General features: G+C 67.8%; 14 protein-coding genes. 7 read left to right on the plus strand and 7 right to left on the minus strand.

Annotation, left to right across the window (positions count from 1 at the left end; translation table 11 throughout):
* Positions 1 to 253: 253 nt before the first annotated feature.
* Positions 254 to 682 (minus strand): anthrone oxygenase family protein, encoded by a 429-nt coding sequence (locus G6N18_RS11725; RefSeq protein WP_083001064.1) that lies wholly within the window; start codon positions 680 to 682, stop codon positions 254 to 256.
* 69 nt (positions 683 to 751) lie between these two features.
* On the opposite strand from G6N18_RS11725, the gene G6N18_RS11730 reads away from it, so the two are divergent.
* Entirely contained in the window at positions 752 to 1,078 is a 327-nt protein-coding gene (locus G6N18_RS11730; protein WP_067223408.1) for a winged helix-turn-helix transcriptional regulator, read from the plus strand.
* A 7-nt stretch (positions 1,079 to 1,085) separates the two neighbouring features.
* Here the strand turns inward: G6N18_RS11730 and G6N18_RS11735 are convergent, their stop codons facing one another.
* The 4 genes from G6N18_RS11735 to G6N18_RS11750 form a co-directional block, all read right to left on the minus strand.
* Entirely contained in the window at positions 1,086 to 1,997 is a 912-nt protein-coding gene (locus tag G6N18_RS11735) for an ROK family protein (RefSeq protein WP_083001066.1), read from the minus strand.
* Positions 1,997 to 2,566 carry a DUF7158 domain-containing protein gene (locus tag G6N18_RS11740; protein WP_083001068.1) on the minus strand — a complete coding sequence of 190 codons (570 nt, stop codon included), beginning with the start codon at positions 2,564 to 2,566 and terminating at the stop codon, positions 1,997 to 1,999. Before G6N18_RS11740 ends, G6N18_RS11735 begins: the two co-directional genes overlap by 1 nt.
* Positions 2,563 to 6,729 (minus strand): glycoside hydrolase family 38 N-terminal domain-containing protein, encoded by a 4,167-nt coding sequence (locus tag G6N18_RS11745; protein ID WP_083001070.1) that lies wholly within the window; start codon positions 6,727 to 6,729, stop codon positions 2,563 to 2,565. Before G6N18_RS11745 ends, G6N18_RS11740 begins: the two co-directional genes overlap by 4 nt.
* A 127-nt stretch (positions 6,730 to 6,856) precedes the next feature.
* Positions 6,857 to 7,624 (minus strand): endonuclease/exonuclease/phosphatase family protein, encoded by a 768-nt coding sequence (locus G6N18_RS11750; RefSeq protein WP_083001142.1) that lies wholly within the window; start codon positions 7,622 to 7,624, stop codon positions 6,857 to 6,859.
* A gap of 60 nt (positions 7,625 to 7,684) precedes the next feature.
* On the opposite strand from G6N18_RS11750, the gene G6N18_RS11755 reads away from it, so the two are divergent.
* Positions 7,685 to 8,236 carry a hypothetical protein gene (locus tag G6N18_RS11755; protein ID WP_109749402.1) on the plus strand — a complete coding sequence of 184 codons (552 nt, stop codon included), beginning with the start codon at positions 7,685 to 7,687 and terminating at the stop codon, positions 8,234 to 8,236.
* Here the strand turns inward: G6N18_RS11755 and G6N18_RS11760 are convergent.
* Positions 8,226 to 9,182, minus strand: a complete 957-nt coding sequence (locus G6N18_RS11760; protein ID WP_083001072.1) for a helix-turn-helix transcriptional regulator — start codon at positions 9,180 to 9,182, stop codon at positions 8,226 to 8,228. The genes G6N18_RS11755 and G6N18_RS11760 overlap by 11 nt on opposite strands.
* A 62-nt stretch (positions 9,183 to 9,244) precedes the next feature.
* Between G6N18_RS11760 and G6N18_RS11765 the strand changes: the two genes are divergently transcribed.
* Positions 9,245 to 9,772 carry a DinB family protein gene (locus tag G6N18_RS11765; protein ID WP_083001073.1) on the plus strand — a complete coding sequence of 176 codons (528 nt, stop codon included), beginning with the start codon at positions 9,245 to 9,247 and terminating at the stop codon, positions 9,770 to 9,772.
* A 3-nt stretch (positions 9,773 to 9,775) separates the two neighbouring features.
* Complete coding sequence (locus G6N18_RS11770) at positions 9,776 to 10,381, plus strand: DinB family protein (protein WP_083001074.1); 606 nt, start codon at positions 9,776 to 9,778, stop codon at positions 10,379 to 10,381.
* Here the strand turns inward: G6N18_RS11770 and G6N18_RS11775 are convergent.
* Complete coding sequence (locus G6N18_RS11775) at positions 10,362 to 10,958, minus strand: TetR/AcrR family transcriptional regulator (RefSeq protein ID WP_083001144.1); 597 nt, start codon at positions 10,956 to 10,958, stop codon at positions 10,362 to 10,364. The two genes, G6N18_RS11770 and G6N18_RS11775, sit on opposite strands and share 20 nt — an antisense overlap.
* A 104-nt stretch (positions 10,959 to 11,062) precedes the next feature.
* Between G6N18_RS11775 and G6N18_RS11780 the strand changes: the two genes are divergently transcribed.
* From G6N18_RS11780 to G6N18_RS11790, 3 genes are all read left to right on the plus strand, one after another.
* Positions 11,063 to 12,058: an oxygenase MpaB family protein gene (locus G6N18_RS11780; RefSeq protein ID WP_083001146.1), complete on the plus strand. Its 996-nt coding sequence runs from the start codon at positions 11,063 to 11,065 to the stop codon at positions 12,056 to 12,058.
* 77 nt (positions 12,059 to 12,135) lie between these two features.
* Positions 12,136 to 13,503, plus strand: a complete 1,368-nt coding sequence (locus G6N18_RS11785; protein WP_083001075.1) for an ABC1 kinase family protein — start codon at positions 12,136 to 12,138, stop codon at positions 13,501 to 13,503.
* The gene (locus G6N18_RS11790; protein WP_083001076.1) at positions 13,504 to 14,406 is read left to right on the plus strand and encodes an alpha/beta fold hydrolase; all 903 of its coding nucleotides are present in this window, start codon (positions 13,504 to 13,506) and stop codon (positions 14,404 to 14,406) included.
* Positions 14,407 to 14,459: the final 53 nt, after the last annotated feature.

Here is a 14,459-nt window from a genome sequence, read left to right on the forward strand (position 1 = left end):
TCCTCGTGGATGGGAACCATCGGCCGAGAAAGGATGAGGGGCCGGAACGACGAACGCCCCGACGCAGACAGGTCGGGGCGCACATGACGTACTAGCCTCGTCCTCCTGCGTGGGCCGCCCGGGGATCCGGGACCTTCAACCGATTGATCGGTGACCGACGGTCTTCGGTGGAACGTCGGCAAGTTTAGCCTGCCGCCCACTCATCAGCCAAAACGCGGGTGAATTCGGTGTCCGAACAGTCGCGAAGCGACGGTCACGACACCGAAATCACCAGCAATCCGTACAGCACGATCAATAGGCCGACGCGCAGCCAGTGCAACCGGTCCCACCGACGGGCAAGGTCGCGATCGGCCTCGGCGGCATCGGACCAGCGGCCGATCCGGTTGTTGATCGGCACCATCAGCGTCACGGTCGTGAGCAAGACCAATGCCATCAGCACAGCTGCGGTGATGACGAGCCAGTTGCCGGTGACGACCGCCGTCGCGATCAAGGCGGCCAGCGAGGCGACGTACCAGAACGGCATCACTTTGCCCAGTACGCGGGCGGCGTCGCCGCGCGCCTGTCGAAAGGCTTGGTCGGGCAGGCGGCCGATCACCGGGTGGGTGAACACCGCGACCCCGATCTCCACGCCGACCAGCGGACCAGTGATCACCAGGGCAATGAGTGCGACGAAATGTTCCATCACTCGACCATCGCCGGTATGCTGACAAAAAACAAGGTACTGACAAATTTGTCAGCTCATGGAGGGCTCATGGCGGTGTCGAAGAAGGGTCTCAACGAGTGTCCGATCGACACCGCGCTGACGGTCATCGACGGACGTTGGAAGGGCACCATCCTGTGGCGGCTGCAGGACGGCCCGATGCGCACAGCCGAGTTACGTCGCAGCATCCCCGACATCACCGAGCGGATGCTCATCCGCCACCTGCATGAACTCGTCGATGACGGCATCATCGACCGACACGACGCCCGGACCGTGCCGCCCTGCGTGCACTACTCGATATCGGAGTACGGCATGACGCTTGCTCCGGTGCTGGCGAGCCTGTGCGACTGGGGGCGAAAGCACATGGCGCGTAGCTGATTCGCCGTCAGTGGACCAACAGCGCCGCGGCACCGACGAGGCCCGCTTCACCGCCGAGCTCGGCGGGCACCACCCGCACCTGGCGAATGAACTCCAGTCCGGCGTAGGAAGTCAACGCCTCGCGGACGGGGTCGAACAGCAGCGCCCCTGACTTGGCCACGCCGCCGCCGATGACGACGCGGTCCAGGTCGCAAACCGCTGCGACGGACGCGATCATCGTGGCCACGGCGACCGCGCCCCGGCGAAACGCCCGCATTGCGACGGCGTCGCCGGCAGTGGCGGCTTCGGCCAACTCCTTGGCGTCGGCGTGCGCGGGCGCATCCCAGCCCTGCTCGCGTGCCCACTGCGCCATGCGCGGGCCGGCGGCGATGGTCTCGACGCAGCCACGGCCGCCGCAGGTGCACGGACCGCCGTCCGGATCGACGACGACGTGGCCGACGTGCCCGGCGTTGCCGGTCCGGCCGTCATAAGGTGCGCCGTCGAGCACCAACCCGCCGCCGACGCCGGTCGACACCACCATGCCGAGCAGGAACTCGGCGCCGCGGCCCGCACCGCGCCACCGCTCCCCCATCGCCATGCACAAGCCGTCGCCTGCCAGTCTCACCGGGGCGCCGACGGCCATCGACACCCGCTCGGCGATCGGAAAGCGTTGCCACGCGGTGATGTTGATCGGACTGACGGTTCCCGTCGCCAAGTCGATCGGTCCCGCCGAGGCGATTCCGGCGCCGCGGACCCGACCACCAGCGGCGGCGAACGCCTCGCTGATCAGCGAATCCAGCACCGCCCAAATCGTTTCCGCGTCGCCGTCAGGCGTCGGCAGCTTTGCCTGATGCACCAGCGTCCCCGCATCGTCGACCAGACCGACCGCGATCTTTGTGCCGCCGACGTCGATCGCGAGCGCGAGGGTGGAATCGGCCATCAGTGCCGATGGGTGTTGTCGGGCTGACGCGGGTCACCGGGATGCTCGTACCCCGGGGCGAGCTGCACGACGGCCGCGCAACGGGCGTCCAGCCACAGCCGGAAGGCGCGACGGCGCGCGGCGGCACGCAGATGCGCCGCGACCTCCGCAACTCCGTTGAAGCGCAGGGGGTTCCGTGTCCGGTACGACGCGGCCTCGTCGTCGGTGACGTCGATCTCCGATGTCACCTCCGCGAACACCGCGCGGGCCAACGGGTCGGCCAGTACCGACGCCGCCACACTGCCGAACTCCATCCGCACCGTCATGTCGGGCAGCAGTGCTGCTTCGGCGGGTGCGCCGGCGGCGGTCAACCCGCGCGCTTGGGCCTCGGCCGCCACGACGCGCTCGGCCACCAGGAGCTGGGTCAGCCAACGCCGAAGCTGCCGTCCCTCACTGGTACCGGGCCGCGGCAGCGACGACGCGATCCGCGACCCCCGCAGCGAAGCCTCGCGTGCGTCGACCTCCTCGACCGAAACCGGCGCACCGTGCACCGTCGCTGCGACACCCGCCCACGAGGCCGCGTTGCTCATCGCACCGTCACCTTCACCGCAGGCGTGTAGACGAGCTGTCCGGCCCCGGCAAGCCGGATCAACGCCCACCATTCGCCGGGCCCTATCCATTCCGGAGGCGCGACGTCGAAGCCGATTTCCGCGGTGCCACGAGCGGACAGCTCGACGCCGGATGCCGCCGGACCCAACCATTCCCATGTGCCCCATGGGCTGATGAGGTGTGCCTCGACGGCGATGTCGGCATACGCGTCGGTGCCGACCGTGACCGCGAGCCGCGCCGATTCACCGGCGTTGACGTCGACGGGCTCCGGTCCGGCGACCAACCGCAGCAGGGTGTCATCGGGTGATGCGTCGACCGCGACGACGCACACGTCCTCGACCACCTGGCGCCACGCGGGCGGGATCGACACGTGCGCGCCGGTCAACGCGAGTTCTGCACGCACTGGGTACAACCCGGGCAACACCTTCTCCGGTGCGGTGAGGCTCACGCTGGTGTCCAGATACTCGCCCGGCGGCAGCATGAACGACAGCACGGCGGGTTCGGCTGTCCAGCCGTCCGGGCACAGCAGGTGCACCCGTCCGTGCAGTACCTCGTCGCTGCAGTCGCTGGCGGCGGTGAGCCGGAGCTGCACCGACGAACCGGACGCGACGACGTGCTGCGGATGCAGGTGCGCGACCGCGGGCAGACCACCGAGCGCCGCCGGTCCCCGGTTGTGCAACCAATACCGAGCGTAGAGCGGCTGCGCCTCCTCCGCCTCGGGCGCCAGCACCGCATGATCGGCCTGCAGTACCTGCGGCATGTTGAATCGTGCCAGCACGGTGGCGATCTCGAAGCCGTGCAACGACAAACCGTCCGGCGTCACCTCCTGTACGCGGGGCCGCTCGAGAAGATCCACCCGAACCGCGGCGGATACTCGTCGCAGCCCGGAGGTGACCGTGACTTCCGCCGTGGCCCCGGTCGTTTCGACGAACCGCATCGCGACGCCGTCCGACGGGTGAACCGCCCGGGCGCTACCGCCGGCCAACGGGTTGCCGGCGGCCTTCAACGCACCGAGCTGCACCGTGCCCGCCGGCTCGATCTCCAACAGCGAACCCGACGACGGCAGCCCGCCCGCGGCACCGGACTTCTCCGTCACCGCAAGAAGCGGATGCGAGAACTCCGCGCTACGGGCCGGAACGCCCGCCCGCCGCCAGTCGCCGTCACCGGAGACCAACGCGTATTCGAAAGTGTGTGTCCAGTGCTGCAATTGGAAGTTCGACCCGTCGGGCGCGGTCCGGCGTGGCGGGTCGATCCAGGTGCCCGACGGCCACCCTGTGCATGACCGCATCAGCGAAAGATGCATAGTCCCATCGGGCTCGACGGCGAACCCCGGCAGACCGCGATTCAGCACCGCCACCGTCCGGTCCTCGAAGGCCGCCTCCCCCGCCGGTGAGTCCTGCTCGACAACGATCTCCCAGTCGGCCAGGTCCTCGACGACGCCGGTCACCGCGTCATCCAATGTCGACCCCGCGACGATCAGCACCGGCAGCGCCCGCACGTCACGCAGATCTGCGCCCGGCACCCACGCCTCGGCCAGCGGCACTGCCGCCGGCACCCACACCCTGGCGGTGCCGGTCGCATGCAGTTGCCGCTTCAACTCCTCGGCGTACGAAGAATCCGCTTCGGCCAGAACCGTTGCGGTGAAGATGTTTTCATCGGGTCCACCGATCGCGAGCCGCGTGTCCGGCAGGTTCGAGTCGACCGCGAGATCGCCGTAGCGCGGCTTGTCGGCGCCACTGCAGGTCGCGGTGACTGCGGCGCGCGCCAACGCCACCATCAGCGGACGCGCCACCGCGGACGCGGTCTCAGTCGGCGTCACCACCTCGGCAACGGACACCGCGTGACACCCGTCGCCGACGCGCACCCGCACGGTCGACGACAGCCCGAACCAGCCGTACGCCGGGTTGTCCAACGTCCACGGATGCGTCGCGGCGTCGATCGCCGCTTCTTGTCCGCGTTCGTGCAGCAGTCCGAACCCCCGCCCGATGACCGCGTCACCGACCTCGCTGACCGGCAGCGCCCCGGGCACCGGGCACGGCCAGCGCAGCCGCAATAGCCGGTCGGCGCCGGTGAACTCGTCGATCGTGGTCTGACAGTCGACGCGCGGCACACCCCGCCACAGCGTGACGGTCTGTTCGTAACGCAACACCTCACCGATGCGGCCGCGGATCTTCAGCCGCTCGCCTAACGCTCCGCGGTAGGCCTGCACGTCGGCCGCCGACGACGACGAACAGGTCACCGGCCCCTTGGGCAGCAGGTGCCACGGGCCCTCGCCGGCCTCCGGATGCGCGGAATATTCGTCGTAGACCGCCAATTCATTTCCGACCTTGCCGTGGGCCAGCAACGAGCGACCCGAGTCGGTTTCGATCAACGAGTCCACCGCACCGCCACGTGAGGGGTCCACCTGTAGCCGGTAGTGCTCATTGCTGATCTCGTTACCCTGCACGGGTTCCCAGTTCGTCGATGAGTCCGAATCCTCAAGCCGGTAGGCCTGCCAGCCCAGCGACGGCACGTCGCGGGCCAGCCAGCTGACCGTCCGTGCTCCGTACTGGGCGGGCACCTCATCGCCGGCGCAGTCGATGACCCGCACCGGTCCGCCAGCTTCCGGAAGGTGAGCGGTCACCACGTCAGTGCGGCTGTGCGTCAACGTATTCCACACGACGACCGATCCTTCGACCGCGCCCGACAGCAGGGCCAGCGCGTTGTTGCGGGCCGCCGTTCCCAACTCCCAGGCGTCGCGCCAGCCGGTCATCAGATCGAGGTACACCTGGTCGGATTCCGAGCCGGTGATCGCGTCATGGTGCGCGCCATAAGCCAATTGGACCCACGCCTTGGCCAGCGCCGCCTGCGGATAGGTCGCACCGCCGAGAAGTCCGGCGAACACCGCGAACTTCTCCGCGTCGAGCACCGCGTCCTCGGCGGCCCGGTTGGCCTGCTTTGTGTCGATGTAGGAGACGTCTTTTCCGGTGTAGATCGGGTTCATGTCGCGCGTCTGCGGCGACGGCTCGACACCGCGTTCGGCCAGTTCGGCGCGCACCGCCGCGAAGAACTCCTTGGGCAGCGCGCAGACGAAGCGGGGCCAGGTGTAGCGCGAGTTCCATGACCGGTGAATCGCGGTGACCCACTTGTTCGGTGGCGTGTAGTCGGTGCCGACGGGCAGCAGCACGTTACGGGTCAGCGCCACCTTCTTCAACGACGTGAACAGTTGATACGTCTCGGCTTCGGCCTGCTCCAGTGTCGGCGCCGAATCCATCCACCAGCCCGCCGAGTAGTGTGCGGGCATGTAGTGGGTGAGCAGCCCGCGCCCGGACGGGGAGATCCAGTCGAACTCGCTGCTGAACTGCATCCGCTCCGGATCGCCGCCGCCGGCCATCGGGCCCCACTGGTGATGGGGGCCGCGGGCCCACGAACTCGACGTCAGCCCCGCATCTGCGGCCATTCCGGGGAACTGCGGATCGTGACCGAACGCGTCGAGCTGCCAGGCCGTCGCCGGATTGGCGCCCAGCACGTCACGTTGAAACCCGATGCCGTGCACGAAGTTCCGAATCGTCGTCTCGGGACTGGTGAGGTTGGTGTTCGGCTCGTTGTAGGTGCCGCCCATGATCTCGACCCGGTCGTCGGCGATGAAACGGCGTAGATCGTCGCGCTCTTCGGGGTGGGTGTCCCAGAACGGCTTGAGGTAGTCGACTTCGGCCAGCACGAACTTGTATTCCGGTTCCCGGCGGGCCATTTCGAGGTGTGCGCTGACCAGATCGAAGCCGTTGGTCTGCCTGCACCGGCCCGGCGGGTCCTCGCTCCACGCCGCGGTGTAGGCCGCCTGCGTGTTCCACCACACCGGGTCGTAGTGGAAGTGGCTGATCATGTACATGGTCCAGCCTGGTTCGGCGACGGTGAAGACGAACGGCGTGATGCCATCACTGGTGACCACGCGGGCCTGGCGCTGCTCGCCGACGACGGCGTCGGTCACCGTGACCGGCACCTCCAGGCTGCCGTCCCCCGCTGCGGCGCGCGCGTGACCCGTCACGCCGTCACCGTCGACGCGCACCTCGCCCCCGCCGCCGGTGTAACCGATCCGCACGATCTGCTGCGGCGCATCTGCGGGCCCGACGAACAAGTCCGTCGACTCCGCCGAAATGACCCGCACACCCAAACCCTACGGCGTACGTGGTCGTGGTGATCGAGACTGCGGGCAGATCGCGAAAACTCGTGTGCGCGCGATCTGTGGGGGCCCACGCGAAGCCGGGGACAGTTTCGGGGGACGGTCGGCACGATCAGGCGCGAGAGATGTCGATCACCAGAGCCCGGTGATCCGAGATCGTCAACGACGGCGCGCAGCACTGCTCCACCCGCAGGCCGGGATCGTCGGTGACGATGTGATCGAGCTGACGGTCGGGATCGTGGGCGGGGAATGTGAGGGCCGTGGCCAGTGGCCGCAGCCGGGCCCACCGCCTGACGGTAGGCGGCGTCATGTTCAGATCGCCCATCAACACCCGCGGCGACGGGAAGCCACGCATATCGCGCAGCAACCGTCGCAACTGCACCCGGTTCCACCCCGGCACGAACGACAGATGCGTATTGGCAACGGTCAGCGGCCCCAGGGGGGCGTCCAGCTCGCCGACCATCGCCGCGCGCGGCTCCTCGTTGACGATCTGCACCCGATTCGGACCGGGCAGGTACATCGGAAACGGCACGGGAATTCGCGGCAGCCGCAAGACCTGCCACGACTCCGCCGGAAACCGCGACAGCAGCGCGATCCCGTAGGCGGCGGTGCCGGGTTGCTCGTCACCGGTGGCGGCCATCCAGGTGGCCCCCGGCGTCCCGGAGATCGCCGCCACGAACCGGTGGCTGACTGCGCCCATTGCTTCGGCGGCGACCGCGGTGAGGTCGGCCATGCCCGAACGCGGCTGATCAAGGTCGACTTCCTGCAGCGCCAGGATGTCGGCGTCGAGTTCCCGAACGGATTCCACGAGCCGGTCGCGGTGAACCATGCCGTCGTGAACGCTGCGCCCGTGCAAGATGTTGAAGGTGGCCAGACGCATCCGCATGGGTACTAGCTACCCACAATGGCCGCTAGGCCACCAGTCGGCCCCAGGAGAGTAGTGCCCCAGAGAAACGATGATCTGCGCGACGCGCTCAAACGCGCGGCGTCGGCACTGCGGGCACAGGGCCCGGATTTCGCCCTGGGCGGCAGCTACGCGCTGTGGGTGTTCGGCGGCCCCGAACCCGTGCACGACGTGGATTTCGTGGTCGCAGAGCCCGACACCGAGAAGGCCGCCGCGACGCTGGAGGAGGCCGGTTTCCGCATCGAGCGAACCCCGGAGGACTGGTTGTTCAAAGCGTGCGTCGGGCAGGACTTCGTCATCGACGTACTGCACCGACTCAACGGTGTGCCCGTCGAGAAGGAGAGCATCGTGGCGGCCGAGGAGCACGACGTGCTCGCAGTCCGGATGCGCGTCCTGGCGCCCACCGAGGTGATGCGAGAGAAGTTGAACTCGCTCAACGAACACCATTGCGACTTCGCCGCCCTGCTGCCCGCCGTGCGTGCGGTGCGCGAACAACTGGATTGGAAACAGCTCCGCGACGACACCGCCGACAACCCGTTCGCCGCGGTGTTTCTGATGCTCGCCGACCGGCTGGAGCTCACAAACTGAGGCTGCGCTGCAACCGCTCGGACACCGCGTGGACGGCGCGCACCACCTCCGGCGGCTCCAACACCTCGAAGTCGCAACCGACCGTCGCGAAGTAGAACACCATGCGCTCGGGGTCGTCGGCGCCCGCGGTGACGATGCATGCGTCCGGACCGTCCGCCTCGACCGTCGCCGAGGCCGCTGAGAAGTGCTGCGTCAGAACACTTTCCGGCGCATGAAATCGCACGCGTGCGACGTACCGGTACGGCGAGCTGCTGATCGAGCGCCGCACGTAGGTCGCGGCGTCGGGCGCCTCGCGGGGCGTGAACGTGCTGCCCTGTGCCCGCACGTCGCCCATCCGGTCCAGCCGCAGGCTGCGCCAGTCCTGCTTGTCGCGGTCGTAGGCCAGCAGATACCAGCGCCGTCCGGTGGTGACCAGTTGGTAGGGCTCGAGCCGCCGCTGGGTGGCGTTTCCGCGGATGTCGACATAACCGGCGCAGACGTGCTCGCGGTCGCGGCAAGCCCGGGCCAGCGTCATCAACACGTCGGGTTCGACCGGCGCGTCCGAGGTCGGCGAGGTCAGCGTGACCGTCGAATCGTGCACCGCCGCCACCTGCGAGCGCAGCCGCGACGGCATCACCTGATCGAGCTTGCTCAGCGCCCGCAACGCGGACTCGCCGACACCGGCCACCGTCCCGCCCGCGGCCAGCCGCAGGCAGACGGCCATCGCGACCGCCTCGTCCGGGTCGAGCAGCAGCGGGGGCAATGCCGCGCCGGCGCCGAGTTGGTACCCGCCGCCGTGGCCCTTGCTGGCGTGCACGGGATAACCCAGGTCACGCAGGCGTTCCACGTCGCGACGCACGCTGCGGGTGGTCACCTCGAGCCGCTGGGCCAGGTCCTCACCGGTCCACACGCGGCGGGACTGCAGCAGCCCGAGCAGCTGCAGCACCCGGCTGGTCGTTTCTGCCATGCGCTGAACCCTGTCGCAGTTATAGGACCGAAACTGTCCTATATGGGTGTCAGAGTAGTCCCATGACGACAACAGACCAGTTGGTGGAGCAGTTGGACTTTCACTGGACCCAGTTCCTGCGACCGCGCCTCGACGGACTCACCGACGACGAGTACTTCTGGCAGCCGGTGCCGAACTGCTGGACCGTTCATCCGGACGGCTCGATCGATTTCGTCTATCCCGAACCGGAGCCCGCACCGTTCACGACCATCGCCTGGCGCCTCGCCCACGTCATCGTCGGCGTGTTCGCCATGCGCAACCACAGCCACTTCGGCGCGCCACCGGCCGACTACCAGACGTGGCCGTACGCTACGGACGCCGCGACTGCGCTGAATCAACTCGACGAGCAGTATCGACTCTGGATCGACGGCGTACGCGCATTGTCCGACGACGACCTGAATCGACCCTGCGGGCCGGCCGAGGGGCCATACGCCGACTATCCGTTCATCGCGCTGGTGCTGCACATCAACCGCGAAGCGATCCACCACGGCGCCGAAATCGCCTGCATCCGCGACCTTTACGTTCACACCCCCGATGAGAAGAGGAAGTAGCCCATGCCCGGAATGCCGCCACCTGCCGCCGACGAACGCCAGAGCCTGTTGGAGTTCCTCGCCTTTCAGCAGAACGCGTTCTTCGCGGTGGCCTACGGGCTGACCGACGAGCAGGCGCGATCCACGCCATCGGTCAGCACGCTGTCGATCGGCGGGCTGGTCAAGCATGCCGCCGGCGTGCAGACCGGTTGGGTGGAGCGCGCGGCGTGCGCACCCGACTTTCCACCGAAAGACGACCGCCCGATGGAGGAACTCATCGCCGAGTACGGCGACCAGTACGTGATGCGCGAGGACGAGACACTCGACGGATTACTCGACGCGCTCAAGCGGCAGAACGCCGAGACGCTGCGGGTCCTGGGCGAATGCGACCTAGGCACACCGGTCCCCGTGCCGCGCGATGTGCCGTGGTTCCCGAAAGACATCGATCACTGGAATGTGCGCTGGGTGATCCTGCATCTCATCGAAGAACTGAGCCGCCATGCGGGTCACGCCGACATCATCCGCGAATCCATCGACCGCGCAACGATGTACGAGCTGATGGCCGCCAGCGAGCAATGGCCGGAGACCGAGTGGATCAAGCGCTGGCGGCCTACCGCAGCACCTGGCTGACGGCGTGCTCGACGACGGCGTCCAGGTCGGTGCCCAGCCGGCCCGCCAGCCACTGCTGGGCCAGCTCGGCCATCGCGCCGGTGTACATCGCCGCGCCGACCTGGGCGGCGACCGAGTCGGTGTTCGGCTGCAACCGCCAACCCTCGGTGAGCACGCCCTCGCGCAGCAGGTCCTGCGTCGCGGCCCGGCGCGCTGACAGCACAGGGTTCGATCGCGCGTCGGTGAACAACACCCGCCCGCGGCGAGGATCCTCGGAACTGAACCCGAGCACCGCGGCGATCCCCGCGCGCGTCCTGGCCCGCAGTGAGTCGCCGGCCTGCGACATCGCGGCCTCGACCGCCTCGGCCAACTGGGCGCTCACCTGGTCGTAGACCGCCCCGAGCAGGTCGTCGGTGTCGGCGAAGCTCTCGTAGAAGTACCGCGTGTTGAACCCGCACTCCCGGCACACCGATCGCACCGACACCGCGGCCTCACCGCCCTCGCCGAAGAGCCGGAAAGCGGCATCGATGAGCTGCGCACGGCGTTCGGCGCGGCGGTCCGTCAGCGGCACGCCCGCCCAGCGGGTGGGACTCGACACCACCTCAGCGTAGGCCCGCCATCGCCAACTCTGGTCACATACGTGACCAGAATGTATTCTGGTTACGACCGTGACCAAGGTTTCGTGAGCAAGGAGCCGACGTGATTCTGCTGCCGCACCAGTTCATCGGAGAGTTCCTCAACCAGCGCTTCGACAAGGACGTGCGACGCAACTACTTCCGCGGCATCGAATTCGCCGCCCCCGTGGGCGACCCGGGCTGGTTCGGTCCGGGTAGCGCGGTCTGGCACGTGCACTCGCACATGCAGGCGCTGATCTTCGGGTTGCAGTGTGCGGCGTTCATGGAGCGGCTCGACCCGTCGATCTACTGGATGGGCATGCACCACTCACGGCTGGTGAAGCGCGACGAAAACGGTGTCGGTCGACCGGAGATCGATCCCAAGGGTGCCGCCGTACGCCTCGGTCATTCGATCGCGTTCTTCATCGGCACGGCCTACGGGTCCACCGAGACCGCGGAGCGGCTGGCGCAGACGGTGCGGTCGATGCACCACACCATCAAGGGCACCCGCCCGGACGGCGCCCGCTACGACGCCGACGACCCGGACTGGCTGCGGTGGAATTACGCCACCGTGGTCTGGGGCCTCGCGACCGCACACGAGCTATATCACCCGAACCCGTTGCGCGGCAAGAAGATCGACCGCTACTACCGCGAGTTTGTGCGCGTCGGCCACGCGCTGGGCGGCACCGACCTGCCCGAGACCAAGGCCGAGGTCGCCGAATGCCTGAAGTCCTACCTGCCGCGGCTGGCCGTCACGCACGGCACGGCGGTGGCCACCGGACCGGGCCTGCCGCTGGCGCAGAGCGCGATCAACTGGGCCATCCGCGACACCATGCCGCCTTGGGCCAAGCAGTTGATCCAGCACAAGGACCCCAATATCATCGAGCGCACCACCCGCCGGGCGACCGTCTGGTCGGTCATCAACGCGTTGCACCTGGCGCAGGGACCCATCCCGGAGTTCCAGCAGGCGCAAGCCAGGGTGGCGTCGGGCACCGACGTGCCGCACACGCTGCCGACGTATCAGCCGGGCGACGACCCGGTCCGCAGCCGCGAGGAAGTGGAGCGCGCTTTCGCGCAGGCCTGACCCTGGAAAAGCAACGCCCGGTGTGAGCCGGTCCACAGCTTTTCGCGGCTCACCGCCGATTTTGAGACACTGCAGGGATGAGTACCACGCCGAAGACCAAGCACCGCGAGGTTGCCAGGCTGGACCGGGTCCCGCTGCCCATCGAGGCTGCTCGCGTCGGCGCGACGGGTTGGCAGATAACTCGCACCGGCGCGCGCGTCGTCACGAACCTCGCCGGCCGCGGCTCGTGGCAGCAGAAGATCATCAAGCAGATCCCGCAGACGTTCGCCGACCTGGGCCCCACCTACGTCAAGTTCGGCCAGATCATCGCGTCGAGTCCCGGCGCCTTCGGGGAGCCGCTGTCCAAGGAGTTCCGCAGCCTGCTCGACCGGGTGCCGCCCGCGGACGCCAATGAAGTGCACAAGCTGTTCGTCGAGGACCTCGGCGACGAGCCGGCGAATCTGTTCAAGAGCTTCGACGACAAGCCGTTCGCCTCCGCGTCCATCGCGCAGGTGCACTACGCGACGCTGCACAGCGGTGAAGAGGTCGTCGTCAAGATCCAGCGACCCGGCATCCGCCGACGCGTCGCGGCCGACCTGCAGATCCTCAAGCGGGGCGCGCGCCTGGTGGAGTTCGCCAAGCTGGGCCAGCGCCTGAGCGCCCAGGACGTCGTCGCCGACTTCGCCGACAACCTCGCCGAGGAACTGGACTTCCGGCTCGAGGCTCAGTCGATGGACGCCTGGGTGTCGCACATGCACGCTTCGCCCCTGGGCCGCAACATCCGTGTGCCGCAAGTTTATTGGGATCTGACCAGCGAACGCGTGCTGACGATGGAGCGCATCCAGGGCACCCGCATCGACGACGTGAAAACCATCCGCCAGAAAGGCTTCGACGGCACCGAACTCGTGAAGGCCCTGCTGTTCAGCGTCTTCGAAGGCGGCCTGCGCCACGGCCTGTTCCACGGTGACCTGCACGCGGGCAACCTCTACGTCGACGACGACGGCAAGATCGTGTTCTTCGACTTCGGAATCATGGGCCGCGTCGACCCACGCACCCGCTGGCTGCTGCGGGAGCTGGTGTACGCGCTGCTGGTGAAGAAGGACCACGCCGCGGCGGGCAAGATCGTCGTGCTGATGGGCGCCGTCGGCACCGTGAAGCCCGAGGCCCAGGCGGCCAAGGACCTGGAGAAGTTCGCGACACCGCTGACGATGTCGACGCTGGGCGATATGAGCTACGCCGAGATCGGCAAGCAACTGTCCACGCTGGCCGAGGCCTACGACGTCAAGCTGCCGCGCGAACTCGTGCTGATCGGCAAGCAGTTCCTCTACGTGGAGCGCTACATGAAGCTTCTCGCCCCGAAGTGGCAGATGATGTCCGATCCGCAGCTGACGGGGTATTTCGCCAACTTCATGGTCGAGGTCAGCCGGGAGCATTCCGACGAACTCGACAGCGAGGTGCAGACCTAAGTGCAGATACGAAGCGGCACCGCCAAATCAGGCGCGCTCGACATCCACTACGAGGACATGGGTGACCCGAACGACCCGGCGGTGCTCCTCATCATGGGCCTGGGCGCGCAGCTCCTGTTGTGGCGCAAGGACTTCTGCGAGAAGCTCGTCAACCAGGGGCTGCGGGTCATCCGCTACGACAACCGCGATGTCGGCTTGTCATCGAAACTTCCCGGGCTGCACAGCGGCACCCGACTGCTGCCGCGGATGCTGCGCTCGATGGTGGGGTTGCGCAGCCCGGCGGGCTACACGCTCGAAGACATGGCCGACGACGCCGCCGCGCTGCTCGACCACCTGAACATCGACCGAGCCCACATCGTCGGGGCGTCGATGGGCGGCATGATCGCCCAGGTCTTCGCCGCCCGGCACAAGCCGCGTACGAGGACGCTGGCCATCATCTTCTCGAGCAACAACCAAGCGTTGTTGCCGCCGCCGGGTCCACGGCATCTCCTCGCGATCCTGACGCGGCCCAAGGACTCCTCCCGCGAGGCCGTCATCGAGAACGCCATCAGGGTCAGCAAGATCATCGGCAGCCCCGGCTACCCCGCTACCGAGGAGCGGCTCCGCGCCGACGCCATCGAGGGTTACGACCGCTCCTACTACCCCGCAGGCATCGGGCGCCATTTCGCCGCGATCCTGGGCAGCGGCAGCCTGCGCCACTACGACCGCGAGATCACCGCGCCGACGGTGGTCCTGCACGGCAAGGCCGACAAACTGATGCGGCCGTTCGGCGGGCGGGCGATCGCCAAATCGATCAGCAACGCCCGGCTGGTGCTGTTCGACGGGATGGGCCACGAGCTACCCGAGCCGCTGTGGGACGACATCATCGGCGAGCTGAAGACGAACTTCGCCGCGATTGCCTAGACCTGGACGAATTCTTCATAATTCGTGAGCTGACGCGATGAGCGGTAGATTCA

The sequence above is a fragment of the Mycolicibacterium celeriflavum genome (genome assembly GCF_010731795.1).
Lineage (GTDB): Bacteria > Actinomycetota > Actinomycetes > Mycobacteriales > Mycobacteriaceae > Mycobacterium > Mycobacterium celeriflavum.

Excerpts from the sequence above, each read along its gene's own strand:
- G6N18_RS11725 (WP_083001064.1), bottom strand. The coding sequence starts at position 682 with ATGGAACATTTCGTCGCACTCATTGCCCTGGTGATCACTGGTCCGCTG.
- G6N18_RS11765 (WP_083001073.1), top strand. The coding sequence starts at position 9,245 with ATGACGACAACAGACCAGTTGGTGGAGCAGTTGGACTTTCACTGGACC.
- G6N18_RS11785 (WP_083001075.1), top strand. The coding sequence starts at position 12,136 with ATGAGTACCACGCCGAAGACCAAGCACCGCGAGGTTGCCAGGCTGGAC.
- G6N18_RS11730 (WP_067223408.1), top strand. The coding sequence starts at position 752 with ATGGCGGTGTCGAAGAAGGGTCTCAACGAGTGTCCGATCGACACCGCG.
- G6N18_RS11750 (WP_083001142.1), bottom strand. The coding sequence starts at position 7,624 with ATGCGTCTGGCCACCTTCAACATCTTGCACGGGCGCAGCGTTCACGAC.
- G6N18_RS11760 (WP_083001072.1), bottom strand. The coding sequence starts at position 9,182 with ATGGCAGAAACGACCAGCCGGGTGCTGCAGCTGCTCGGGCTGCTGCAG.
- G6N18_RS11740 (WP_083001068.1), bottom strand. The coding sequence starts at position 2,566 with ATGAGCAACGCGGCCTCGTGGGCGGGTGTCGCAGCGACGGTGCACGGT.
- G6N18_RS11770 (WP_083001074.1), top strand. The coding sequence starts at position 9,776 with ATGCCCGGAATGCCGCCACCTGCCGCCGACGAACGCCAGAGCCTGTTG.
- G6N18_RS11735 (WP_083001066.1), bottom strand. The coding sequence starts at position 1,997 with ATGGCCGATTCCACCCTCGCGCTCGCGATCGACGTCGGCGGCACAAAG.